The following is a 22,407-nucleotide window of genomic DNA, read 5'->3' on the forward strand; positions in this document are numbered from 1 at the left end:
TTCTTGGGCCGTTAACCCACAGCAGCTCCGAACCACTCGGGCCGTCTCGCAAGCAGTCGAGACAGCTGTTGAAGCCCCACCCGCAAGCGCCCACGATCCTTGATGCTACCCAAAGAGATCCGGATCGCATTCACGGATGCGCCGCCAGTTGCGAATGCCTCCGCCGGCGTGATTGCGATGCCCTCGCCGTCGGCTGCGCGCGCAAGCTGTGAGGAGTTCCAGTACGCCGGCAACTCGAGCCATACATGCAGGCCGTCTCCGGCGCCGCTGTACCTCCCCGCCAGAATATCCCGGGCCATCCGGTGGCGCAGGCGCGCCTCGTTGCGTATGCCTTCCATCAATCCACCGGCCGAACCGTCGAGTATCCACTGCGTGGCCAGTGCGGCCGTCAGAGGAGGGGCCATCAACGCAAATGATCTTAGCGCGGCCAGGAAGCGTTCGCGCTCGTGCGGGTCGCGTACGAGCACGAAGGCGACGCGCAAGCCGGGCGTCAGGCATTTCGACAGGGTTGAGATGTAGTACGCCCGTTCCGGGGAAAACGTGACAACAGGTGGCGGCGGGGCATCGGCAAGGAGCCAGTAGGGATCGTCCTCGATGATGCGCACATTGCAGCGCTTCGCGATGCCGGCGAGCTCCTTGCGCCGGCGTTCCGGCATGGTGACGGCGGTCGGGTTCTGTAATGTCGGGTTGAGGTAGAGCAGCCCGGGCTTGTGCTGGCGGCAGGCTTGCTCAAGCATCTCCGGCAGCATCCCATGCTTGTCCGCTTCCACCGCGATGACGGGCCGGCCGAATTGGGACGCTGCGGCACGCAAGCCTGGATAACTCATTGGTTCTGTCAGGATGACATCGCCAGGTTCCGTCAGCGCGAGGATCAAGGCGGCGATCGCCGCTTGCGCGCCAGGACAGACGACAAGCTGCCGGGGATCCAGATGCCCAAACATCGGTTCGAGCCATTTGGCGCCGGCCTTGCGGTCGGAGTCGCTTCCCCCGGCCAGGTGGTAAGTCATCAGCAATTCATTATCTGCCCTCATCAGTACTTGGGACAAACCTTGCTTCAGCATGTCGTCGAAGTCCACGCCATCCGGCGGTGGCGGGGTATTCATACTCAGGTCGAGGATCGGCGTCAATTCGACTTTCGGCGCCGCGACATAAGTGCCTCGAGCGCCGCGGCCTTCCAGCAGGTTGCGGCGTCTGGCTTCGTCGTATGCGCGCGTGATCGTCGTCAGGTCGACGTCCAGCAGTGCCGCCAACTGGCGCTGTGGAGGCAGGCGGTCACCCGGTTTCAGCGATCCGTCTGCCATTGCGGCCTGCAACGCATCTGCAATCTGCAAAAAGCGTGGCCCACCGTGCACGGCTAATCTTGGCAACCAGATTGGCACATCTTCATCTTGTACGGTTTGGGGCTGGGACATTTTGTCTCAATGTATGGAAATTGCTTTTAGGTAGTATGTCCCGGAACGTGCGGCAACACCATCCTTGCATGGCAGTCGTTGACGTTTTCGCCTCTCTTATTTGGGAGGTAGTGTTCCTCCCGATAGTTGGTGTCAAGTAATAGCCTGGAAATACTCAAAATGATGGATTGGACCCCTGTAGTCTTCGTTATATTCAAGGTTCTCGTGCTCGGCACGGGCATGTTTTTCGCCATCAAGTGGCATTACGATCAAGGGAAAAAGAAGAAGGCGAGAGAGGAAGAGCAGCGCGCGGTGCTGCGCGCGAGCGGCAAGGTCGCCGTAGTCTTCGTGCTATCGCTCCTGGGATTGGGACTCGTCACTTTCGTCTTTAGCAGGATGCTCGGGTTGGACTTGACCTTCCCATGATGGCAACGAAGAGTTGGCGATATCCAGTGAGGTGGTAGCAGTTCATCGATACGGCTATTTTTTGTGGTCGCTGACAGCAGGTATTGCAGGCTATCTTTGGTTCCAGGCATTCGGGAAGCCACTTGGTTCAGATGACGATGCCGACACCATGGATCTCGAACGGCGACCTTGACGTGGGGCAGATGTCCGCTCCTGGTCGTTACCTCTTCTCTTATTCAGCCACCCGCGCAGCGCGCTTTTTCATCGACGCCGCAAGCGCCAAAACAGTCAGCACAAGCGGCACGAACGACACCCAGAGCACCGCGTTCCAGCCATAGGCCGACAGCAGGCCGCCGGAGGAGAACGAGCCGATCGCCATCAGGCTGAAGACGATGAAATCGTTCAGCGATTGCACCCGCGTCTTTTCTTCCGGCCGGTGGCATTCCAGCACCAGCGCGGAAGCGCCGAGGAAGCCGAAGTTCCATCCCAGGCCGAGCAGGACCAGCGTCCACCAGAAATGCGTGACATCGATGCCGCCCAGGCCGACCGCGGCGGCCAGGCCGGTCAGCAGCAGGCCGACGATGGCGATGCGGCCGGCGCCGAAACGGGCGATCAGGTTGCCGGTGAAAAAGCTCGGCCCGTACATCGCGATGACATGCCATTGCAAGCCGAGATTGGACGCTTCCTGCGAATGCCCGCAGAGATGCATCGCCAGCGGGGCCGCCGTCATCAGGAAATTCATCAGCATGTAGGTCACGGCGCCGGTGACCGCCGCGGCGATGAAGCGCGGTTGCCGCGCGATGACCACCAGCGGCCGTCCGCCGGCGATGTCGGCCGCGCCCGGCATCGGCAGGCGCACGCCGGACAGGATCAACGCCGACAGCGCCGCCACGCCGGCCTGTACCAGGAAGGTGAGGGCGAACGTGTGCGGCGGCCATAGGTCCATTGTGAAGGTCACCAGTTGCGGCCCCACCACGCCGGCGGCGACGCCTCCGGCCATCACCAGCGACAGCGCGCGCGGGCGCCGCTTGGGCTCCACGCCGTCGGCGGCGGCGAAGCGGAACGACAGCACCACGGCCGCATAGCTGCCGCCGAAGAAGGTCGCCACGCAGAACAGCCAGAACCAGCCCATGATGACGGCCAGCATGGCCAGCAGGCCGGTCAGCACGCCGGCGCTGGTGCCGGCCAGGAAGGCGGTGCGCCGGCCGCGCCGACGGGCGAGCGCTCCCGCCGGCAGGGTACAGGCGGCCATGCCCACCACGAACAGGGAAATCGGCAGGGTCGCCAGCATCGGCGACGGGGCGAGCAGGTTGCCGACGATGGCGCCGGTGGCGTACACCACCACCGAATTGGCGCCGGCCAGCGCTTGCGCGATGGCAAGCCTCCAGATGTTGGCGCTCTGGACGCGTTCCGGCAGGGTGGAGAAGGTAGCGGCTGGGCTGTTATTTTTCATATCGTTTGCGCCAGGGGGCGCATGGTAATCGGATCGGGTGGCGATATGCCGCAGTCTAGCGGTTTCGCATTGCCCTTAGGGAATGCCCGCAACCGCATGTCGGGAAATAAAAAACGCCGGACGATCGGTCCGGCGTTTTTGTTTTGCTGCGCGTGCGGGCTGGTTCAACCGTTGGCCGCACTCTTCTTCATCTCGCGTTCTTCTTTCTGCAGCTTGGTCTTGATGCGGTTGCGCTTGAGCGGCGACAGGTATTCGACGAAGACCTTGCCCTTCAGGTGGTCCATCTCGTGCTGGATGCATACGGCCAGCAGCTCGTCGGCTTCCACCTCGAACGGATTGCCGTCGGCGTCGAAGGCGCGCACTTTCACGCGCGCCGGACGTTCGACGCCGTCATAGATGCCGGGCACCGACAGGCAGCCTTCATCGTAGACGCGCTTTTCCTCGCTGGCCCACAGCACTTCGGGATTGATGAAGACGCGCAGCTCGTTGCCGCTGTCGGAAACGTCGATGGTGATCACTTGTTCGTGCACGTCGACCTGCGTCGCGGCCAGGCCGACGCCGGGCGCGGCGTACATGGTCTCGGCCATGTCGGCGACCAGCTTCTTGATGCGCTCGTCGAACACGGTGACGGGCTTGGCCACCTTGTGCAGGCGCGGGTCGGGATAGCGGAGGATGTTGAGCAGGGCCATGCGTGTAAATCTCGGTAATCGTCTGGTAGCGCGTTGCTCGCCATTTTGCGAGCAAGCGGGAAATTTTTTATCGGGAATGTCTTTTAAATAAGGCCGGATTGCGCCGCTTCAAGCGCGGCAGCGGCAGAATCCCTGCCTTGGTCGGCCACCGGCAAATCGCGGCGGCATGCCGGTTCCGAGCCTTATCGATCATTCCGAAACTATGAAAAAGTTTAGCACAGGCCTGCTTTTCGCAGGCTGTTCGGCGCTGCCGGCCGCTTTGGCGGAGCCTTCCGAACACCGCTTGTCGCCGCAGCCGCGCGTACTGGCGCCGTCGCAACCGGTTCAGCAGGCCGCCGGCGATGGCGGGCGCTTGCCGGCGGTGGTGCTGGATGCGGATGCCGGCCCGTTTGCCGAAGTGCTCGGGCCTGCCGCTGCGCGCGCAGGGGCGCGCTTGTCCGGGGCCGGCCAGGCCGTGCGCATCGCGCCTGCCGTGGCGGCGGATGGAGCCCTGGTTGCGATTTATCGTCCCGGCCCGATGCTGCGTTCCGCCGATGGCCGTGCGGACCTGGGGCGCATGGCTTTCCTCGTCGGCAGCGCCCGCATCGTCGGCCGGGATGCGCATGGCAAAGGGGGCGAAGCGGTGATCGCCAACAGCAACCGGGAGGTTGCCGCGGGCGACATCGTGATGGCGGCGCCGGCAACGGTGGGCGCCGGGGAAAGCCGGGGTGCCGTGCATGCGATTGCTGCCCGTATCGCCGTGCAGTCGGGGGCGAAGCGCATGCGCCTGGCGGGGGCGCATCAGGCGGCGGCGCTGGATCGCGGCAGGGCTGACGGCGTGCGCGCCGGCATGTGCCTGCGTGCGGCGCGATGCGGCGGCCATGGCGCCGTCATCGGCCGCATCCTGCATGCGGGGCAGCGCGCATCGGTGGCGCAGGTCGCGCGTGCCGCTGCTCCACTGGAGTGGGGCGATGAGGTTTGCGTTACCGCTTGCCTGGATTGATTGCCGACATGAATGCCATGGACGATTGCCCGTTTTCCTCCGCAGTTGAACATCCCGCGAGCCTGGAGGCCTGGCTGCGCCTGACGCTGACGGACGGTATCGGCAGCGAGACCGGCCGGCGTCTGCTGGGCGCTTTCGGTCTGCCCGGCCAGGTCCTGTGCGCCGGCGCGGCATTGGATGCGCTGGTCGCGCCGCGCATCGCCAACGCCTTGCGCAAGCCGCCTGCCGCCGCCATGCGTGCACAGATCGATGCCGCGTTGTCCTGGGCCGCGACGCCGGGCAATGCGATCGTGACGCTGGCCGATGCGCACTATCCGCGCGCCTTGCTCCATATTCCCGATCCGCCGCTGCTGCTGTACGTGAAGGGCAACATGGCCTTGCTGGCGGCCAATGCGCTGGCGGTGGTCGGCAGCCGCAATGCCACGGCGCAAGGGCTGGCCCACGCCGAACGTTTCTCGGAGCAGTTGAGCGGCGCGGGTGTGGCGATCGTTTCCGGGCTGGCATTGGGCATCGACGCCGCGGCCCATGCTGGCGGTTTGCGCGGGCCGGGCTCGACGGTGGCGGTGATCGGCACCGGCATCGATATCGACTATCCGCAACGCAACCGCGCATTGGCGCAACGTATCGCGCAAGAGGGTTGCATCGTCAGCGAGTATCCGCTCGGCATGCCGCCGCTGGCGGCCAACTTCCCGCGCCGCAACCGCCTGATATCGGGGCTGGCGCAGGCGGTGCTGGTGGTGGAGGCGGCGGCGCGGTCGGGTTCGCTGATCACCGCTCGCATGGCGGCCGAGCAGGGGCGCGATGTGTTCGCGATCCCGGGATCGATCCATTCGCCGCTGGCCAAGGGCTGTCATCAACTGATCCGGCAGGGCGCCAAGCTGGTCGAGACCACGCAGGACATCCTGGATGAGATGCCGGCCGCCTGGGCGGCAAGGAGCGTTCAGAAGGCGATATCCGATGACCGCCCCGGCGGCGAGGATGGCGATGCGGCAACAGCCATTGTCATGCAGGCAATGGGCCACGATCCGGTCGATGCCGATACCCTGGCGGCGCGCTGCGAACTGGATGCGGCGCGGCTTGCGGGCCTGCTGCTGGAGCTGGAACTGGCGGGCCGCATCGAGGTATTGCCGGGTGCGCGCTACCGCCGTCTGGGCTGAGCAAATATATGCGGCACGGTCGGGAAAATCCTGCCATACTGGGGGCGCTGACTTGTGTATTCACACCCTTCGCGATAGAGTAGACCTATGTTTGATGTCCTCGTTTACTTGTACGAAACCTACTATCGCCCCGATGCCTGCCCTGAACCGGAGGCGCTGGTGAAGAAGTTGTCCGCGATAGGTTTTGAAGAAGATGAAATTTCCCAGGCGCTCGGCTGGCTGACCGACCTTGAAGTCGCCAACCACGAGTTCGCCGACTTTTCTCCCCGGCAAACCTCCTTTTCCTTCGGCACGCGCATCTACGCGCGCCAGGAAACCGACGTGCTCGGCACCGAAGCCGTGGGCTTCATCCAGTTCCTGGAATCGGCCAAGATGCTCGACGGCATGCAGCGCGAGATCGTCATCGAACGCGCGCTGGCGGCCGGCGAAGTGCCGATCACGCTGGAAAAGCTCAAGGTCATCGTGCTGATGGTGCTCTGGAGCCAGGGCAAGGAACCGGACGGCCTGATGTTCGAAGAGCTGTTCCTCGACGAGGAAGACAGCGAACCGCGCCTGCTGCACTGACCTGGCGCAGCACATTGGCGGCCGGGCAACATCGCCCGACGCCTGCAAGACCCCACTCCCGGCAAGCCTTCAGGCTTGCCGTTTTATTTGCATCACGTATCATTGCCCCGCACCGGGCCAATATTGGCTACTATATAAATAGATCCGTTGTCCAAAAGCAATCAAGGGAACGGCGCGCATGCTGCGCCGTTCACGCGAGCGGGATTTTCATGTGCATTGGGCAACATGGCGTTTCAGACAACACCAGCAACCGACTCTCTTTAGAGACCCATACTTATGAGCAAGACCCTCATCATTGCCGAGAAGCCCTCTGTCGCGAACGACATCGCGAAGACGCTCGGCGGCTTTACCAAGCACGATGAGTATTTCGAATCCGACGAATACGTCCTGTCGTCGGCCGTCGGCCACCTGCTGGAAATCGCGGTGCCCGAAGAGTACGACGTCAAGCGCGGCAAATGGAGCTTCACCCACCTGCCGATGATCCCGCCGCACTTCGCGCTCAACCCGATCGCCAAGACCGAGTCGCGCCTGAAGGTGCTGTCCAAGCTGATCAAGCGCAAGGATGTGACCACCCTGATCAACGCATGCGACGCGGGCCGCGAAGGGGAGCTGATCTTCCGCCTGATCGCGCAATACACCAAGGCCAAGCAGCCGGTGAAGCGCCTGTGGCTGCAGTCGATGACGCCGGCCGCGATCCGCGACGGCTTCGCCCACCTGCGCGACGATGAGGAAATGCTGCCGCTGGCCAACGCCGCCCGTTGCCGCAGCGAGGCCGACTGGCTGATCGGCATCAACGGCACGCGCGCCATGACCGCCTTCAATTCCAAGGAAGGCGGTTTCTATCTGACCACCGTGGGCCGCGTGCAGACGCCGACGCTGTCGATCGTGGTCGAGCGCGAAGAGAAGATCAAGAAGTTCGTCCCGCGCGACTACTGGGAAGTGCACGCCGAGTTCGTCTGCGCCGCCGGCATCTACAAGGGCCGCTGGCTCGACCGCGCGCACAAGAAGGACGAAGCCGATCCCGAGAAGCGCCCGGAACGGCTGTGGGCCAAGGCCGCTGCCGACTCCATCGTGGCCGCCTGCCGCGACAAGGTCGGCACCGTTACCGAAGAGTCCAAGCCGACCACGCAGATGGCCCCGGGCCTGTTCGACCTGACCAGCCTGCAGCGCGAAGCCAACTCGCGCTTCGGTTTCTCGGCCAAGAACACGCTGGGCCTGGCGCAGGCGCTGTATGAAAAGCACAAGGTGCTGACCTACCCGCGTACCGACTCGCGCCACCTGCCCGAGGATTACATCAACACCGTCAAGGATACGCTGGAAGCCCTGTCGGAGAACAACAACTACCACCAGTTCTCCAAGCAGATCCTCAAGCAAGGCTGGGTCAAGCCCAACAAGCGCATCTTCGACAACACCAAGATCAGCGACCACTTCGCCATCATCCCGACCACCCAGGTTCCCAAGAACCTCTCGGAGCCGGAACAGAAGCTGTACGACCTGGTGACGCGCCGCTTCATGGCGGTGTTCTTCCCGGCCGCCGAGTTCCAGGTGACTACCCGCTACACCGAAGTGTCGGGCCACCAGTTTAAGAGCGAAGGCAAGGTGATGATCAACCCTGGCTGGCTGGCCATCTACGGCAAGCAGGTCGAGGAAGACGACAAGGAAAAGGAAGGCGGCGGCAACCTGGTCGCCGTGGCGCCGGGCGAGAAGGTCAAGACCGACAAGGTGATCGCCAACGGCCTAGTCACCAAGCCGCCCGCGCGCTACACCGAAGCCACGCTGCTGTCGGCCATGGAAGGCGCCGGCAAGCTGGTCGACTCCGACGAGCTGCGCGAGGCGATGGCCGGCAAGGGCCTGGGCACGCCGGCTACCCGTGCAGCCATCATCGAAGGCCTGCTCAACGAGAAATACCTGCTGCGCGAAGGGCGTGAAATGATGCCCACCGCCAAGGCCTTCCAGTTGATGACGCTGCTGCACGGCCTGGGTGTGGACGAACTGACCGAACCTGAACTGACCGGCGAGTGGGAGCACAAGCTGGCGCAGATGGAGCGCGGCAACATCAGCCGCGACGAGTTCATGCGCGAGATCGCGCAGATGACCCAGATTATCGTCAAGCGCGCCAAGGAATACGACAACGACACCATCCCCGGCGACTACGCGACGCTGCAGACGCCCTGCCCGAACTGCGGCGGCGTGGTCAAGGAAAACTATCGCCGCTTCGCCTGCACCAAGTGCGAGTTCTCGATGACCAAGGTGCCGGGCGGCCGCCAGTTCGAAATCGCCGAAGTGGAAGAGCTGCTGAAGAACCGCACCATCGGTCCGCTGCAGGGCTTCCGCTCCAAGATGGGCCGGCCGTTCGCCGCCATCCTGAAGATTTCTCGCGACGAGGAAATCAAGAACTACAAGCTGGAGTTCGATTTCGGCCAGAACGACGGCGAAGGCGAGGGCGGCGAACCGGTCGACTTCAGCGAACAGACGCCGCTGGGCGCCTGCCCCAAGTGCGGTTCGGGCGTCTACGAAATGGGCCTGGCTTATGTTTGCGAAAAGACCGTGGCCAAGCCCAAGGCCTGCGACTTCCGCAGCAGCCGCATCATCCTGCAGCAAGAGATCCTGCCGGAGCAGATGGCCAAGCTGTTGAACGACGGCAAGACCGACCTGCTGCCGGGCTTCATCTCGCAGCGTACGCGCCGGCCGTTCAAGGCCTTCCTGGTGCGCGGCAAGGACGGCAAGATCGGCTTCGAGTTTGAGGAGCGCAAGGCCAAAGCGCCTGCCAAGGGCAAGGCTGCAGCGGCGGAAGCCGATGACGGCGCCGACGAGGCGACGGCCAAGCCGGTGAAGAAGGCGGCGGCGACCAAGGCCAAGACAGCAACAGCCAAGAAACCGGCCGCGGCCAAGAAGCCGCCCCTGAAGAAGGCGACGCCGAAGAAGGCCGCCAGCGCGTAATCGTCACGCACTGTTGCGCTGCCAAAAAGAAAACCCTCGCGATGCAAGTCGCGAGGGTTTTTTGTTATCGGCCGTTTTTCCGCAGCTCAGATGCCGAACGGACGCTGGCCCAGCGCTTCGACCACATGATCGACGAAGCAGGTGATGCGCGCGGCCAGGGCGGTGTTGCGATAGTAGACCGCGTTGATCGACTGGGGTGTATCCAGCGTGTGCCCGGCCAATACCTGCACCAGCCGGCCGCTGTCGCGATCCTCGCGCGTCATGAAATCCGACAGGCAGACGATGCCCAGGCCCGCCAGCGCCATGTGCCGCAGCGTTTCGCCGCTGGAGGAGGCGATGGTCGGCCTGATGTGGACGGTGTTGCCGTCGGCGTCGCGCAGCGGCCAGTCGTTCAGCGTTTCCGGCTGGTTGAAGCCCAGCAGCGCGTGTTCCCTGAGTTCGCCCGGTTCGGCGGGCGCGCCGTGGCGCTTGAGATAGGCGGGACTGGCCAATATCCGCAGGCGGCTGGTGCCGATGGGGCGGGCGTGCAGGGTGGAGTCCTTCAGGGGGCCGATGCGCAGCGCCACGTCGGTGCGCTTTTCGATCAGGTCGACGATGCCCTCGTTGGAGTTCAGCTCCAGTTCCACCTCGGGGTAGCGCGCGCGAAAACCTTCCAGCAGCGGCACCAGCACATGCAGCATGAAGGGCGTGGCCGCATCGACCCGCAGCCGTCCGGCCGGGCGCATGCGGCGCGCCGCCATCTGTTCCTCGGCCTCGTCGACCGAGGCCAGGATGGCGCGGGCATGCTGCAAAAAGGCCGTGCCTTCCTCGGTCAGTTCCAGCCGGCGGGTGGTGCGGCGTAGCAGGGTGGTCTGCAGCTTTTCCTCTAGCCGTCCCAGCGTGCGGCTGGTGGCCGAGATCGTCAGGCCCAGCAGCTCGGAGGCAGCGGTGATCGAACCGGTGTCCACGACGGCCGCGAAGGCCTGCAATTCGTCGAGCGTGGTTTTCATTATTGATATGAAATCAAAAGTATTTGGCTTATACGAGGCTTAATCTGCAAATATAAACCAAGGAGAATGCAATCCATCGAAAAACCCAAGATTTCCTTCAAGGAGAAGTTGCAATGAAGTCATCCACTGCCTTATTTGCCCTAGCCATCGGCGCATTCGCCATCGGCACCACCGAATTCACCCCGATGGGCTTGCTGCCGGTGATCGCCGACGGTGTACAGGTCAGCATCCCCACGGCGGGTATGCTGGTCTCGGCCTATGCGGTCGGCGTCATGGCCGGCGCGCCCGTGATGACGCTGCTGTTCAGCCGCTTCGGCAAGCGCGCCGCCCTGATGTCGCTGATGCTGATCTTTACCGTCGGTAACCTGCTGTCGGCGTTCGCGCCCAGCTACGCCACGCTGCTGCTGTCGCGCCTGATCACCAGCCTCAACCACGGCGCCTTCTTCGGCATCGGGGCGGTGGTGGCGGCCAGCGTCGTGCCCAAGGAAAAGCAGGCCAGCGCGATCGCGGCCATGTTCATGGGCCTGACCATCGCCAACATCGGCGGCGTGCCGGCGGCCACCTGGATCGGGCAGCAGCTGGGCTGGCGCCTGGCCTTCGGCGGCACCGCCGCGCTCGGCCTGATCACCATCGCCGCGCTTTGGCTGGCATTGCCCAAGGGCGAGCCGGGCGCGCGTCCGGATGTGAAGCGCGAACTGAAGGTGCTGACCCGTCCTGAAGTGCTGCTGGCCATGGGCACCACGGTGCTGGGTTCCGGTGCGATGTTCGCGCTCTATACCTATGTCGCGCCGATGCTGGCCGACATCACCCATGCCAGCCCGAGTTTCGTGGCCTTCGCCCTGGTGCTGATCGGCATCGGCTTCACGCTCGGCAACAGCCTGGGCGGCCGCCTGGCCGACTGGTCGCTGGACGGCGCCACCAAGCTGATCCTGGCTGCGCTGGCCATCGTCATGATCGTGCTGCCGCTGGCGATGACGACCCATGTGGGCGCCGCTGTCGGCCTGGTGGTCTGGGGCGCCGCCGCTTTCGGCATCGTGCCGCCGGTGCAGATGCGTGTGATGCAGGCCGCTGCCCAAGCTCCTGGTCTGGCTTCGTCGGTCAACGTCGGCGCCTTCAACCTGGGCAATGCGGTGGGGGCTGCCCTGGGTGGCGCCGTCATCGGCCAAGGCCTGGGCTATGCCGCCGTGCCGCTGGTCGGCGCAGCGCTGGCGGCCGGCGGCCTGGGTTTGGTCTGGCTGGGCAATATGGGACGCCGTGGCGTGGCGACCAGTGCCTGAGCGCACATTCGATCCCCTTTTAATCGTTCCTTTTACCTAATTTGATTCAGGAGTTTTTATGAGCATCCCTTCCTTTGGCGTTGGCACCTTCCGTCTGACCGGCCAGGCCGCGATCGATTCCGTACGCAACGCGCTGGATGTAGGCTACCGCGCCGTCGATACCGCGCAGATCTATGGCAACGAGGCCGAAGTGGGCCAAGCGATCGCCGAGAGCGGCGTCCAGCGTTCCGAGCTGTTCGTGACCACCAAGATCTGGACCGAAAACTACGCCAGGACCAAGCTGGTCGCCAGCCTGCGCGACAGCCTGCAGAAGTTGCGCACCGACTACGTCGACCTGACGCTGATCCATTGGCCGGCCCCCGGCAACGGCGTGGAACTGGCCGAATACATGGAAGCGCTGGCCGAAGCCAAGGCGCTGGGCCTGACCCGCCAGATCGGCGTCTCCAACTTCAACATCGAACTGACCAAGCAAGCCATCGCGGCCGTCGGCAAGGGCGAGATCGCCACCAACCAGATCGAACTGAGTCCCTACCTGCAAAGCCGCAAGCTGACCGCTTTCCTGAAGGAGCAAGACATTGCCGTGACGTCGTACATGACCCTGGCCTATGGCAAGGTGCTCAAGGATCCGGTGCTGGCCAGGATCGCCGACAAGCACCAGGCCACGGTGGCGCAAGTGACGTTGGCCTGGGCGCTGCAACTGGGCTACGCGGTGATCCCGTCCTCGACCAAGCGCGAGAACCTGGCCAGCAACCTGCTGGCGCGCGACCTGAAGCTGGATGCCGACGACATGGCGCTGATCGCCGCGCTGGAGCGCAACGGCCGCGAAGTCAGTCCCGAAGGCCTGGCCCCGGCATGGGATTGATGGAGCGTTTGCGATGACAACGTCTTTGGCGCACCTGGCGGACGGGGGCTTGAGCATCGGCATCGAGGCCCCGCTGGACAACGACTGGACGTCCGTCGGCGAGCAGTCGCGGCGCCAGGCCGGCCGCCTGCCCGGCGAGCCGGATCTGCAGCGCCATGCAGAACTGGCCCAACTGGCCGACCGGCTCGGTTTTCGCGCGCTGTGGGTGCGCGACGTGCCGGTGTACGACCCGTCTTTCGGCGATGCGGCGCAGGTATTCGAGGTGTTTTCCTACCTGGGATACCTGGCTGGCATCACGCGCGATATCTTGCTCGGCACCGCCGCGGTGGTGCTGCCGATCCGCGAACCGCTGCTCACGTTGAAGTCGGCGGCGACGGTGCAGCGCCTGAGCGGCAATCGCCTGATGCTGGGCGTGGCCAGCGGCGACCGGCCGGTGGAATACCCGCTGTTCGGCCGCGATTTCGCCGGCCGCGGCGACAACTTCCGCGAGCAGGTGGCATTGCTGCGCGACGGCGCGCAATCCAGCCTGCCTTCCGGCCTGGAGGTGTTGCCAAGAATGGAGAATCCATTGCCGTTGCTGGTGGCCGGTTTGGCCCAGCAAAGTCCGGCATGGGTGGGGCAGAACATGGATGGCTGTTTGGCCTATCCGGGCACACCCGAGGACCATACGCGCCGCGTGGCGGCCTGGCGCGCCGTGGCCGGCGACAAGCCGTATGCCAGCTTCATCCACCTGGATTTGAGCGAACGCGCCGACGAACCCATGCAGCGCTGGCGTTTCGGCTTGCGCGGCGGCCGCCAGGCGCTGGTTGCCGAACTGCGCGCGCTGCACGCTGCCGGCGTCGACCATGTCGGCCTGCATTTCCGCCGTAACCGGCGCCCGCTCGACGAAACCTTCCATGAGATCGCCGAGCATGTGCTGCCTGTTTTCCACACCCTGCCGGCGGCCGCTGCCGTACTGGCCGAGGAGAGTTGCCATGCCTGATACCCAAGCCCCGCTGTTTGCCGGGCGCAGTTTCCGCGTCGATTACGATGGCCTGTCGGCGCACAACAGTTATTCGGAAGACGGCGGGACGATCCGCTATGCGATCGTCGCCGGCCCGTATGCCGGCGCCAGCGGCGAGGCGCGTTGCCAATGGCGGCAAGTGGGCGAGGGGGTGTATGCGATTTCGTGGCAGGAAGCCGACGGCGCCACCGTCGTGCATATCGACGACTTCATCGGCGGCCATTCGCAGACCTTCTTTACGGCCGCCGACTTGTCATTCCATCGCATGCAAGGCCCGCTGTCCGAATTGGCGGAGTAATCCGCTTCCGCTAATGCGGGGGATGGGTTATCCGCCGTACACGATCGTCAGCGGCGCATGGTCGGAGAAGCGCTGCTCCTTGTAGATCGCCGCGTTCTTCGCGCTGGAAGCGATGCCCTTGGTCGCCACGTGGTAGTCGATGCGCCATCCCACGTTGTTGGCCCAGGCCTGGCCGCGGTTGCTCCACCAGGTATAGGCGTCGCCGGTGGTGTCCGGATGCAGGTGGCGGTAGACGTCGACCAGGCCGAGCTGGTCGAATATCTGCGTCATCCAGGCGCGCTCTTCCGGCAGGAAGCCGGAGTTCTTCTGGTTGCTCTTCCAGTTCTTCAGGTCGATTTCCTTGTGGGCGATGTTCCAGTCGCCGCAGATGACAATCTCGCGGCCGCTCTGTTCCAGTTCCACCAGGTGCGGCAGGAACACTTCCATGAAGCGGAACTTGGCTTGCTGGCGCTCGTCGCTGGAGGAGCCAGACGGCGCATACAGCGAGATCACGGTGAGCTCGCCGAAGTCGCATTCGACATAGCGCCCTTCGTCGTCGAACTCGGTATTGCCGAAGCCGATGCGCACCGAATCCGGCTCGCGCTTGCTATAGACGCCTACGCCCGAATAGCCCTTTTTCTGCGCATAGTGGAAGTGGCCGACATAGCCCTCAGGGGCCAGGAACTGCTCGGTCATGTCGGCCGCCTGGGCCTTCAGTTCCTGCACGCAGACGAAATCGGGCGATTCCTTCTGCAGCCATTCGAAGAAGCCTTTTTTGGCGGCGGAGCGGATGCCATTGAGGTTGGCGGAGACGATTTTAGGCATGGTGTTGTTCCTGCGAAGTAAGGCCGGTAGCATAACCGATAGGGCGTTTCATTTAAAATGTCGGTCTGATTTCGCTGCGCGCAGAAATTGCCAATTGGCAAACATCAGACGCGCCAGCTTCGACTCCACTTTTCCCCGGGAATGTATCTTGAGCAACTTGAGACAGGAATTCATCGAATTCGCCGTGTCGGCCGGCGTGCTGCGCTTCGGCGAATTCGTCACCAAGGCGGGCCGCACCTCGCCTTACTTCTTCAACGCCGGCCTGTTCAATGAAGGCGCGACGCTGGCCCAGGTGGCGCGCTTCTACGCGCAGACGCTGCAGGATGCCGGCATCGAATACGACATGCTGTTCGGCCCCGCCTACAAGGGCATCACGCTGGCCTCGGCCACCGCCGTGGCGCTGGCCGGCATGGGCCGCAACGTGCCGTTCGCCTTCAACCGCAAGGAAGCCAAGGACCATGGCGAAGGCGGCACCATCGTCGGCGCCAAGCTGCAGGGCAAGGTCGTGATCATCGACGACGTGATCTCGGCCGGTACCTCGGTGCGCGAATCGGTGGACATGATCCGCGCCGCAGGCGCCACGCCGTGCGCGGTGCTGATCGCGCTCGACCGCATGGAGCGTTCGGGCAAAGACGGCGCGCTGTCGGAACACTCGGCGGTGCAGGAAGTGGCGAAGGAATACGGCATGCCGGTCATTTCCATCGGCAACCTGAACGACCTGTTCGAGTACATCTCCAACGGCGGCGATGAGCGGGTGTTGCAGTACAAGGATGCGGTGGCTGCGTATCGCACTCGTTACGGCGTGTGATCGCTCCAGGAGCGTGCCGAAATGAAAACGGCTGCATCGGAAGATGCAGCCGTTTTTTTATGCGCGCAGGTTCACAACGGTTTGATTGTTCCCGCAGCGTCCTTGCGATGCAGCCGGTCGTCGAGTTCGCCGAGTTGTGCCGCGACGGCATTCCCGGTCTGCTCCAGCCGCAGGCCCAGTTCTTTTTGCAGCGTGTTCAGGCGCTGTTCCAACTGGGTTTGCTGTTCCGTATGGCGCCGGTGCAATTGTTCCAGCTCGGCCTGCAGATAGGTGCGCAAGTCGTTGAAGCGCGAATATTCCGCCTGGTCGGCCAGGCTGCGTTGCGTTTCCAGTTGCTTGGTCAGGCGCCGGCTCTCCAGCAGCACGCTGGTCTGCAGCGCCAGCGTGTAGAGCAGGAAGAAGGCGGTCAGCACCACCGTCACGCCCAGCATGACCAGGCCCAGCGGCGCCTGGAAATCGGTGTAGATCAGCGACAGCGTGGTCGGTGCCACGAAGGCCGTCCAGTTGACGGCGGCGAAGATGGCGACCAGCGCCAGCAGGACGATAAGGAAAACGGTTCGGAATCTCATTGCAGCCTCCTGTATTGGGTTTGTTTGCAGGCACGCAATGGCGAGTGTAGCAGGGCGGTTGCGATCGCGGCCGTGCTTGCCTGTCCGGCAAGTACGGCCGCTTGGACTGTGCGATGGCTGAGATGTTCCTGGGTCGGCACCGCCTCAGCGCGGCACGCCGCCTTCCACCGTGGTGCGGTACAGCGTGCGGCGCAGGTGCTGCGGCGTGATGGCGGCGTAGTGCTGGGTGCTGCGGTTGTCCCAGAACACCATGTCGTGCGCTTGCCAGCGATGGGTGTAGACGTTCTCCGGCCGTGTGATGTGGGCGTGCAGTTCCTTGAGCAGCGCGTCGCTTTCGTCGCGCGGGATGCCGACGATGTGCGAAGTGAAGCCCTCGCTGACGAACAGGATCTTGCGTCCGCTCTCGGGATGGGTGATGACCACCGGATGCTCGACCGGAGGCACTTCGTCGATCTGCTTTTGCGTCAGCTCGGCGCGCCACGGCGAGAGCTTGCGCAGGCGTTCGTAGCGGTAGACGTAGGAGTGCACCGCGCGTTTGCCTTCCAGCAGCTTCTTGGTTGCCTCAGGCAGCGTGTCCCAGGCGTCGGCGGTATTGGCGTACAGCGTGTCGCCGCGCTCGGCGGGCAGTTCCTGCGAATGCAGCAGCGCGCCCAGGCTGGGCCGGGGCATATAGGACAGGTCCGAATGCCAGTCGGCGCCGGCGTCGACCAGGCCGATCGGCTTGCCGTCTTCCACCACGTTGGAGACGATCAGGATTTCCGGATGGTTCTTCAGGTGGAAGCGGTTGAGCACGTGCACCTGCAGCGGGCCGAAGCGGCGGCTGAACTCGATGTGCTGCTCAGGCGTGATGCGCTGGTCGCGGAACACCACCACGCCGTGCTTGACGAAGGCGGCGCGGATGCGTGCCAGTTCGTCGTCGGCTACCGGACGGTTGAGGTCCAGCCCGACCACTTCCGCACCCAGCGAGCCTCCAAAGGGACGGATTTCAAAAGACTGGCGCAATGCCTGCGCGCGTTCCTGGGTATCAACCGACATGTCTGCTCCATAGCTTGCTGATGGGCTGCCGACGGTGCTGGACGCAGGCTGGGCAGCGAAAAACATCCATTACACTCCCGGTGCCCAATATCAACAACGAAGAAGAATGCATATCGATATGCGCACACTGCCGGATCCCCGGTCGCGGGGATAAAATGCGCGGTATGAAGAAACCCGTAGTCGGAAAGGAAACCGCGGCCGCGGATCACCCGCCTTCGCGGCCGTTGCCGCCGCGCCCCTCGTGGGAAGGCATGAGCGCCGAAGAGGTGGCCGCCCGCAAGCTGGCCAGGGAAGAACGGGATGCGCAGGTGCGCGGCGTGTCGTCCATGGAACAGATGCGCGCGGCGATCAGGCGCGCCAGCCGCGGCTTGCCGGCGCTTGCCGAGGTGCCGCGCATCCGGTCGTCCGGGGCCGCCGCGTTCCGGGCGCGCGCCGCGCTCGGCCTGCCGTTCGTGATCACGGGCATGGTCGGCAAGTGGCCGCTGTCGGCGCTCGCGCCGCAGACCCTGCGCGAGCACTTTGGCCGGCTGGCGGTGCGGGCGCGGGTGGGCGACTACGTCAATACCGCGTTCGCGCCCGACCGCGCCATGCAGGACATGTCGTTGCTGCAATACCTGGACCTGGTCGCTGGCGATCCGCAGACGCTGCCGCCCTACCTGGGCAACCTGGAGCTGGGCGAACTCAACGCCCTGTGTCACTGGCCGGGCTACTTCGACAAGATGGGGCCGCCGCGCTTCTGGATCGGTCCTGCAGGAACGGTGACGCCGCTGCATTGCGACTATGACGACAACATTTTCGCGCAGGTCTGGGGGCGCAAGCGCATCTGGCTCGCGCCCGCGCACCACGACGAGTTCCTGTATCCGAAGGAGGCTAACCCGGTCCTGTTCGGCTCGCCCTTCGATCCCGACCATCCGGATTTCGAGCGATTTCCGCTGGCGCGCCGGGCGGCGCTGGTGGAGTGCGTGATGCAGCCGGGCGAGATGCTGTACCTGCCTGCCGGCTGGTACCACCAGGTCAGGTCGCTGAGTTTCTCGTTATCGGCCAATCGTTGGGCCAGGGGCCGGCCGCTGGCGCTGCAGGGGATGGCGGGGTGATGCCGGCAGGAGCCGTTCAGCGGTAGAAGGCTTCGACCTCGCCCTTGAGCTTGGTCAGCATGGGATTGCCCTTGCGATCCAGCGCCTTGCCTGCGGGGATTTTGATCCAGCCTTCGCTGATGCAATATTCGCCGACGTTGGTGAATTCCTTGCCGTTGAGGCGGATGCCGACGTCGTGCTCGAAGACGGCGGCGACATGGTGCGGGCTGCGAGGATCGATCGACAGGCGATCGGGAAGCGGGGGACGTTGTGCGGTATCGTTCATGGCGACCATTATCGGCGATCTGGCCGGCCAGAACAATTCTTCCATCGGCGCAATCGGGCAGGATGCCGCGACGCCAATGAAAAAGCCGCATCGTGGGATGCGGCTTTTTCGTCACGGCGCGGCCGATGCCGTCAGCCCGCGAGTTTCTTGCGCAGCAACTCGGTCAGTTGCGCCGGGTTGGCCTTGCCGCGGGTGGCCTTCATGGCCTGGCCGATCAGGGCGTTGATGGCCTGCTCCTTGCCGGCGCGGAACTCGGCCACCGACTTCTCGTTGGCCGCCAGCACCTGGTCGACGATGGCTTCCAGCGCGCCGCTGTCGGAGATCTGCTTCAGGCCCTTGGCTTCGATGATGTCGTCGGCCAGCGAGTCCTTGCCGGACTTGGCTTCCCACATGCCGGCGAAGACTTCCTTGGCGATCTTGTTGGAGATGGTGCCGTCGGCGATGCGCTTCAACAGCAGCGCGAACTGCACCGCGCTGACCGGGGCATCGGCGATGTCGGTGTCTTCGCGGTTCAGGGTCGAGGCGACGTCGCCCATCAGCCAGTTGGCGGCGGGCTTGGCTTGTTCGCGGCCGGCCGCGGCCACCACCGCTTCGAAATAGGACGCCATCGCCTTCGACTGGGTCAGCACGGCGGCATCGTATTCCGGCAGCGCGTAATCCTTGACGAAACGCTCGCGCATCGCGCCCGGCAGTTCCGGCATGGTGGCCTTGACGCGCTCGATCCATTCTTGCGCGATGGCCAGCGGCGGCAGGTCGGGGTCGGGGAAGTAGCGGTAATCCTGCGCGTCTTCCTTGCTGCGCATGGAGCGGGTTTCCTTCTTGTCCGGATCGTACAGGCGGGTTTCCTGCACCACGGTGCCGCCGTCCTCGATCAGTTCGATCTGGCGGCGCACTTCGTAGTTGATCGCCTCTTCCAGGAAGCGGAACGAGTTCAGGTTCTTGATCTCGCAGCGGGTGCCGAATTCGGCCTGGCCCACCGGGCGCACCGAGACGTTGGCGTCGCAGCGGAACGAGCCTTCCTGCATGTTGCCGTCGCAGATGCCCAGCCACACCACCAGCGAGTGCAGCGCCTTGGCGTAGCCGACCGCTTCGGCGGCGCTGCGCATTTCAGGCTCGGTGACGATTTCCAGCAGCGGCGTGCCGGCACGGTTCAGGTCGATGCCGGTCATGCCATGGTAGTCCTCGTGCAGCGACTTGCCGGCGTCTTCTTCCAGGTGGGCGCGGGTCAGGTTGATGGTCTTGAACTCGGTCTTGCCGTCCTTCTCGACCGCGAAGGTCATGGTGCCGCCTTGCACCACCGGGATCTCGAACTGGCTGATCTGGTAGCCCTTGGGCAGGTCGGGGTAGAAGTAGTTCTTGCGCGCGAACACCGAGCGCGGCGCGATGGTGGCGCCGATCGCCAGGCCGAACTGGATGGCGCGTTCGACCGCTCCCTTGTTCAATACCGGCAGCACGCCCGGCAGCGCCAGGTCGACCGGGCTGGCCTGGGTGTTGGGTTCGGCGCCGAACTGGGTCGAGCTGCCGCTGAAGATCTTGGATTGGGTCGAAAGCTGCGTGTGCGTTTCGAGGCCGATGACGACTTCCCACTGCATGATGTTGTCCTTGCGAATTCTGTTGATGATTGGCTGGTGCGCAACGGCTTAGGCCGGCTCGCGCAGGTGCCAGTCGGTCGCTTGCTGGAACTGGTGCGCCACGTTCAGCAGGCGGGCTTCGTCGAAATAGTTGCCGATGATCTGCAGGCCGACCGGGCGCTTGCCGTTCTTCTCGCCCTGGCCGAAGCCGCAAGGAATCGACATGCCCGGCAAGCCGGCCAGGCTGGTCGACAGCGTGAAGATGTCGGCCAGGTAGTTGGCGACCGGGTCGTCGGTCTTGTCGCCCAGGTCCCAGGCCACTGTCGGCGACACCGGCCCCATGATGACGTCGCACTGCTTGCCGGCGCCGGCAAGCGCGTTCTGGAAGTCCTGCGCGATCAGGCGGCGGATCTTTTGCGCCTGCAGGTAGTAGGCGTCGTAATAGCCGTGCGACAGTACGTAGGAGCCGACCAGGATGCGGCGCTTGACCTCGTCGCCGAAACCTTCCGCGCGCGACTTCTTGTACATGTCGGCCAGGTCCTTGTAGTCCGCGGCGCGATGGCCGTAGCGCACGCCGTCAAAGCGCGACAGGTTGGACGAGGCCTCGGCCGGGGCGATCACGTAGTACACGGGGATCGACAGTTCGGTCTTGGGCAGCGAGATGTCGACCAGCGTGGCGCCCAGCTTCTCGAATTCGGCCAGCGCGGCGCGCACGGCCTGTTCCACGTCCGATGCCAGGCCGGCGCCGAAGAATTCCTTCGGTACGCCGATGCGCAAGCCTTTGAGGCTATCGTTCAGCGAGCGGTTGAAGTCTTCCTTGGGGCGTTGCAGGCTGGTGGAATCGCGCTCGTCGAAGCCGGTCATGGCGTTCAGCAGCAGGCCGCAGTCTTCAGCGGTCTTGGCGATCGGGCCGCCCTGGTCGAGCGAGGAAGCGAAGGCGATCATGCCGTAGCGCGACACGCTGCCATAGGTCGGCTTGATGCCGGTCACGCCGCACAGCGAGGAGGGCTGGCGGATCGAGCCGCCGGTGTCGGTGGCGGTGGCAGCCGGCGCCAGGCGCGCGGCCACGGCGGCAGCCGAGCCGCCGGAGGAGCCGCCTGGCACGGCAGTCTTGTCCCAGGGGTTCTTGACCGCGCCGTAGAAGGAGTTCTCGTTGCCCGAACCCATTGCGAATTCGTCGCAGTTCACCTTGCCCAGGGTCACGGTTCCGGCATTGTTGAACTGTTCCACCACGGTCGCGTCGAAGGGGCTCACGTAGTTTTGCAGCATCTTCGAGCCGGCGGTGGTGCGCCAGCCGCGGGTGACGAAGATGTCCTTGTGGGCGATCGGGATGCCGGTCAGCGGGCCGGCGTCGTTGCCGGCCAGGCGCGCATCGGCGGCCTTGGCCTGCGCCAGGGTCAGTTCGCGGTCCACGTGCAGGAAGGCGTTGAGGTCGCTGGCATCGATGCGGTCGAGGAACAGCGTCGCCAGTTCGGCGGCGGAAATCTTGCGCGACTGCAGTTGCGCGGACAGTTCTTTGAGGGTGAGCTTGTGCATGGAGTATTCGTTTCGCTGCTGCTGAATAGGTGATCCGGAAGGCGCTTGGACGCCGATGCGGCTTATTCGATGACCTTGGGCACCAGGTACAGGCCGTCCTGGGTGGCCGGCGCCGGCCGCTGGTAATCCTCGCGGCGGTTGGTCTCGGTCACGGCGTCTTCGCGCAGGCGCAGCGCCAGGGCCGGTTCGATGGCGGCGATCGGGTGCGACAGCGGCTCCACGCCGCTGGTGTCGACCGCCTTCATCTGTTCCACCAGGGCGAAGATGCCGTTGAGCTTGTCCAGCGTTTGCTCGGCCTGGGCGTCGGTCAGCTCCAGGCGGGACAGGTTGGCGATGCGTTTGACGTCGGAAAGGGCAAGTGACATGGTCGAAAAGGTGCGCCGGGGCGCGTTGCATGATGTTGAGTTGGAGGCTGGCACGGGCCGGCGGCCGGCAAGCTGGAAGGCAAGCGGCTTTCCGGTTCGCCGGTGCGGCCGCAAAGCCGGCTTGCCGGGATCGTCTCCGGCGGCAGCGGTTTTACAGTCGAAAAGACGGGAAATCCTTGCCAAATGCCCGCCAGATGGCCTTATCGGGCTGGAATTTTTGGCGGATATGCCTGCTGGTTTCTGTTGAATTATAAGGTAGAATGTCGGATTAATGCCTTGCTGGCGCCGGTTTTTCGTGTCGCCGCGGTCATGAACGGACACCCCCCTTATCAAAAAGTTAGGCGCCCTGC

22 protein-coding genes are annotated in these 22,407 nt (G+C 64.3%); 11 read left to right on the top strand and 11 right to left on the bottom strand.

Going from position 1 to position 22,407, the window contains the following annotated elements:
* Positions 1 to 11: 11 nt before the first annotated feature.
* Positions 12 to 1,412: a PLP-dependent aminotransferase family protein gene (locus J7548_RS06050; protein WP_290971779.1), complete on the bottom strand. Its 1,401-nt coding sequence runs from the start codon at positions 1,410 to 1,412 to the stop codon at positions 12 to 14.
* Between the two features lie 159 nt (positions 1,413 to 1,571).
* Between J7548_RS06050 and J7548_RS06055 the strand changes: the two genes are divergently transcribed.
* Positions 1,572 to 1,817 (top strand): hypothetical protein, encoded by a 246-nt coding sequence (locus J7548_RS06055; protein ID WP_290971782.1) that lies wholly within the window; start codon positions 1,572 to 1,574, stop codon positions 1,815 to 1,817.
* Positions 1,818 to 2,028: 211 nt separating this feature from the next.
* Here J7548_RS06055 and J7548_RS06060 read toward each other — a convergent pair whose 3' ends face one another.
* Both J7548_RS06060 and def read right to left on the bottom strand, forming a co-directional pair.
* A complete protein-coding gene (locus J7548_RS06060) occupies positions 2,029 to 3,249 on the bottom strand; it encodes an MFS transporter (protein ID WP_290971785.1) in 1,221 nt (406 codons plus the stop codon).
* A 164-nt stretch (positions 3,250 to 3,413) separates the two neighbouring features.
* Entirely contained in the window at positions 3,414 to 3,938 is a 525-nt protein-coding gene (gene def, locus J7548_RS06065) for a peptide deformylase (RefSeq protein ID WP_290971788.1), read from the bottom strand.
* 202 nt (positions 3,939 to 4,140) lie between these two features.
* Between def and J7548_RS06070 the strand changes: the two genes are divergently transcribed.
* From J7548_RS06070 to J7548_RS06085, 4 genes are all read left to right on the top strand, one after another.
* On the top strand, positions 4,141 to 4,920 hold the full coding sequence (locus J7548_RS06070; protein WP_290971790.1) for a hypothetical protein: 780 nt from the start codon (positions 4,141 to 4,143) through the stop codon (positions 4,918 to 4,920).
* Between the two features lie 17 nt (positions 4,921 to 4,937).
* Positions 4,938 to 6,077, top strand: coding sequence for a DNA-processing protein DprA (gene dprA, locus J7548_RS06075; RefSeq protein ID WP_290973293.1), 1,140 nt, complete (start codon positions 4,938 to 4,940; stop codon positions 6,075 to 6,077).
* A gap of 87 nt (positions 6,078 to 6,164) precedes the next feature.
* Positions 6,165 to 6,641, top strand: coding sequence for a DUF494 domain-containing protein (locus J7548_RS06080; protein ID WP_290971793.1), 477 nt, complete (start codon positions 6,165 to 6,167; stop codon positions 6,639 to 6,641).
* 276 nt (positions 6,642 to 6,917) lie between these two features.
* Complete coding sequence (locus J7548_RS06085; protein WP_290971795.1) at positions 6,918 to 9,581, top strand: DNA topoisomerase III; 2,664 nt, start codon at positions 6,918 to 6,920, stop codon at positions 9,579 to 9,581.
* Positions 9,582 to 9,667: 86 nt separating this feature from the next.
* Here J7548_RS06085 and J7548_RS06090 read toward each other — a convergent pair whose 3' ends face one another.
* On the bottom strand, positions 9,668 to 10,570 hold the full coding sequence (locus J7548_RS06090) for a LysR family transcriptional regulator (protein ID WP_290971797.1): 903 nt from the start codon (positions 10,568 to 10,570) through the stop codon (positions 9,668 to 9,670).
* 113 nt (positions 10,571 to 10,683) lie between these two features.
* On the opposite strand from J7548_RS06090, the gene J7548_RS06095 reads away from it, so the two are divergent.
* Genes J7548_RS06095 through J7548_RS06110 form a run of 4 tightly spaced genes read left to right on the top strand, consistent with a single transcriptional unit; the run spans position 10,684 to position 14,010 of the window.
* Positions 10,684 to 11,847: an MFS transporter gene (locus tag J7548_RS06095; protein ID WP_290971800.1), complete on the top strand. Its 1,164-nt coding sequence runs from the start codon at positions 10,684 to 10,686 to the stop codon at positions 11,845 to 11,847.
* A 58-nt stretch (positions 11,848 to 11,905) separates the two neighbouring features.
* Complete coding sequence (dkgB, locus tag J7548_RS06100) at positions 11,906 to 12,709, top strand: 2,5-didehydrogluconate reductase DkgB (RefSeq protein ID WP_290971803.1); 804 nt, start codon at positions 11,906 to 11,908, stop codon at positions 12,707 to 12,709.
* A gap of 13 nt (positions 12,710 to 12,722) precedes the next feature.
* Positions 12,723 to 13,691, top strand: coding sequence for a TIGR03571 family LLM class oxidoreductase (locus J7548_RS06105; protein WP_290971805.1), 969 nt, complete (start codon positions 12,723 to 12,725; stop codon positions 13,689 to 13,691).
* Positions 13,684 to 14,010, top strand: coding sequence for an adenylate cyclase (locus J7548_RS06110; protein WP_290971807.1), 327 nt, complete (start codon positions 13,684 to 13,686; stop codon positions 14,008 to 14,010). Before J7548_RS06105 ends, J7548_RS06110 begins: the two co-directional genes overlap by 8 nt.
* Before the next feature lie 27 nt (positions 14,011 to 14,037).
* Here J7548_RS06110 and J7548_RS06115 read toward each other — a convergent pair whose 3' ends face one another.
* Positions 14,038 to 14,814 carry an exodeoxyribonuclease III gene (locus J7548_RS06115; RefSeq protein ID WP_290971810.1) on the bottom strand — a complete coding sequence of 259 codons (777 nt, stop codon included), beginning with the start codon at positions 14,812 to 14,814 and terminating at the stop codon, positions 14,038 to 14,040.
* Between the two features lie 148 nt (positions 14,815 to 14,962).
* Here J7548_RS06115 and pyrE point away from each other — a divergent pair, with 148 nt between their 5' ends.
* The gene (pyrE, locus tag J7548_RS06120) at positions 14,963 to 15,622 is read left to right on the top strand and encodes an orotate phosphoribosyltransferase (RefSeq protein WP_290971813.1); all 660 of its coding nucleotides are present in this window, start codon (positions 14,963 to 14,965) and stop codon (positions 15,620 to 15,622) included.
* A gap of 71 nt (positions 15,623 to 15,693) precedes the next feature.
* Here the strand turns inward: pyrE and J7548_RS06125 are convergent, their stop codons facing one another.
* Positions 15,694 to 16,191, bottom strand: coding sequence for a LapA family protein (locus tag J7548_RS06125; RefSeq protein ID WP_290971816.1), 498 nt, complete (start codon positions 16,189 to 16,191; stop codon positions 15,694 to 15,696).
* 144 nt (positions 16,192 to 16,335) lie between these two features.
* A complete protein-coding gene (locus J7548_RS06130) occupies positions 16,336 to 17,226 on the bottom strand; it encodes a TauD/TfdA family dioxygenase (RefSeq protein WP_290971819.1) in 891 nt (296 codons plus the stop codon).
* 164 nt (positions 17,227 to 17,390) lie between these two features.
* On the opposite strand from J7548_RS06130, the gene J7548_RS06135 reads away from it, so the two are divergent.
* Entirely contained in the window at positions 17,391 to 18,320 is a 930-nt protein-coding gene (locus tag J7548_RS06135) for a cupin-like domain-containing protein (protein WP_290971822.1), read from the top strand.
* Positions 18,321 to 18,336: 16 nt separating this feature from the next.
* Here J7548_RS06135 and J7548_RS06140 read toward each other — a convergent pair whose 3' ends face one another.
* From J7548_RS06140 to gatC, 4 genes are all read right to left on the bottom strand, one after another.
* Positions 18,337 to 18,585 (bottom strand): DUF3297 family protein, encoded by a 249-nt coding sequence (locus J7548_RS06140; protein ID WP_290971825.1) that lies wholly within the window; start codon positions 18,583 to 18,585, stop codon positions 18,337 to 18,339.
* Between the two features lie 131 nt (positions 18,586 to 18,716).
* Positions 18,717 to 20,177 carry an Asp-tRNA(Asn)/Glu-tRNA(Gln) amidotransferase subunit GatB gene (gene gatB / locus J7548_RS06145; RefSeq protein ID WP_290971827.1) on the bottom strand — a complete coding sequence of 487 codons (1,461 nt, stop codon included), beginning with the start codon at positions 20,175 to 20,177 and terminating at the stop codon, positions 18,717 to 18,719.
* A gap of 48 nt (positions 20,178 to 20,225) precedes the next feature.
* The gene (gatA, locus tag J7548_RS06150; RefSeq protein WP_290971830.1) at positions 20,226 to 21,692 is read right to left on the bottom strand and encodes an Asp-tRNA(Asn)/Glu-tRNA(Gln) amidotransferase subunit GatA; all 1,467 of its coding nucleotides are present in this window, start codon (positions 21,690 to 21,692) and stop codon (positions 20,226 to 20,228) included.
* 62 nt (positions 21,693 to 21,754) lie between these two features.
* Positions 21,755 to 22,057, bottom strand: coding sequence for an Asp-tRNA(Asn)/Glu-tRNA(Gln) amidotransferase subunit GatC (gene gatC, locus J7548_RS06155; RefSeq protein WP_290971833.1), 303 nt, complete (start codon positions 22,055 to 22,057; stop codon positions 21,755 to 21,757).
* Positions 22,058 to 22,407 lie beyond the last annotated feature (350 nt).

The organism is Herbaspirillum sp. (assembly GCF_017744395.1).
Taxonomy (GTDB): Bacteria; Pseudomonadota; Gammaproteobacteria; order Burkholderiales; family Burkholderiaceae_D; genus Herbaspirillum.

What these genes read in the sequence shown, in the direction of transcription:
- J7548_RS06050 (WP_290971779.1), bottom strand. Translation starts at nt 1,412, where the DNA reads ATGTCCCAGCCCCAAACCGTACAAGATGAAGATGTGCCAATCTGGTTG.
- J7548_RS06055 (WP_290971782.1), top strand. Translation starts at nt 1,572, where the DNA reads ATGATGGATTGGACCCCTGTAGTCTTCGTTATATTCAAGGTTCTCGTG.
- J7548_RS06060 (WP_290971785.1), bottom strand. Translation starts at nt 3,249, where the DNA reads ATGAAAAATAACAGCCCAGCCGCTACCTTCTCCACCCTGCCGGAACGC.
- def (WP_290971788.1), bottom strand. Translation starts at nt 3,938, where the DNA reads ATGGCCCTGCTCAACATCCTCCGCTATCCCGACCCGCGCCTGCACAAG.
- J7548_RS06070 (WP_290971790.1), top strand. Translation starts at nt 4,141, where the DNA reads ATGAAAAAGTTTAGCACAGGCCTGCTTTTCGCAGGCTGTTCGGCGCTG.
- dprA (WP_290973293.1), top strand. Translation starts at nt 4,938, where the DNA reads ATGGACGATTGCCCGTTTTCCTCCGCAGTTGAACATCCCGCGAGCCTG.
- J7548_RS06080 (WP_290971793.1), top strand. Translation starts at nt 6,165, where the DNA reads ATGTTTGATGTCCTCGTTTACTTGTACGAAACCTACTATCGCCCCGAT.
- J7548_RS06085 (WP_290971795.1), top strand. Translation starts at nt 6,918, where the DNA reads ATGAGCAAGACCCTCATCATTGCCGAGAAGCCCTCTGTCGCGAACGAC.
- J7548_RS06090 (WP_290971797.1), bottom strand. Translation starts at nt 10,570, where the DNA reads ATGAAAACCACGCTCGACGAATTGCAGGCCTTCGCGGCCGTCGTGGAC.
- J7548_RS06095 (WP_290971800.1), top strand. Translation starts at nt 10,684, where the DNA reads ATGAAGTCATCCACTGCCTTATTTGCCCTAGCCATCGGCGCATTCGCC.
- dkgB (WP_290971803.1), top strand. Translation starts at nt 11,906, where the DNA reads ATGAGCATCCCTTCCTTTGGCGTTGGCACCTTCCGTCTGACCGGCCAG.
- J7548_RS06105 (WP_290971805.1), top strand. Translation starts at nt 12,723, where the DNA reads ATGACAACGTCTTTGGCGCACCTGGCGGACGGGGGCTTGAGCATCGGC.
- J7548_RS06110 (WP_290971807.1), top strand. Translation starts at nt 13,684, where the DNA reads ATGCCTGATACCCAAGCCCCGCTGTTTGCCGGGCGCAGTTTCCGCGTC.
- J7548_RS06115 (WP_290971810.1), bottom strand. Translation starts at nt 14,814, where the DNA reads ATGCCTAAAATCGTCTCCGCCAACCTCAATGGCATCCGCTCCGCCGCC.
- J7548_RS06125 (WP_290971816.1), bottom strand. Translation starts at nt 16,191, where the DNA reads ATGAGATTCCGAACCGTTTTCCTTATCGTCCTGCTGGCGCTGGTCGCC.
- J7548_RS06130 (WP_290971819.1), bottom strand. Translation starts at nt 17,226, where the DNA reads ATGTCGGTTGATACCCAGGAACGCGCGCAGGCATTGCGCCAGTCTTTT.
- J7548_RS06135 (WP_290971822.1), top strand. Translation starts at nt 17,391, where the DNA reads ATGAAGAAACCCGTAGTCGGAAAGGAAACCGCGGCCGCGGATCACCCG.
- J7548_RS06140 (WP_290971825.1), bottom strand. Translation starts at nt 18,585, where the DNA reads ATGAACGATACCGCACAACGTCCCCCGCTTCCCGATCGCCTGTCGATC.
- gatB (WP_290971827.1), bottom strand. Translation starts at nt 20,177, where the DNA reads ATGCAGTGGGAAGTCGTCATCGGCCTCGAAACGCACACGCAGCTTTCG.
- gatA (WP_290971830.1), bottom strand. Translation starts at nt 21,692, where the DNA reads ATGCACAAGCTCACCCTCAAAGAACTGTCCGCGCAACTGCAGTCGCGC.
- gatC (WP_290971833.1), bottom strand. Translation starts at nt 22,057, where the DNA reads ATGTCACTTGCCCTTTCCGACGTCAAACGCATCGCCAACCTGTCCCGC.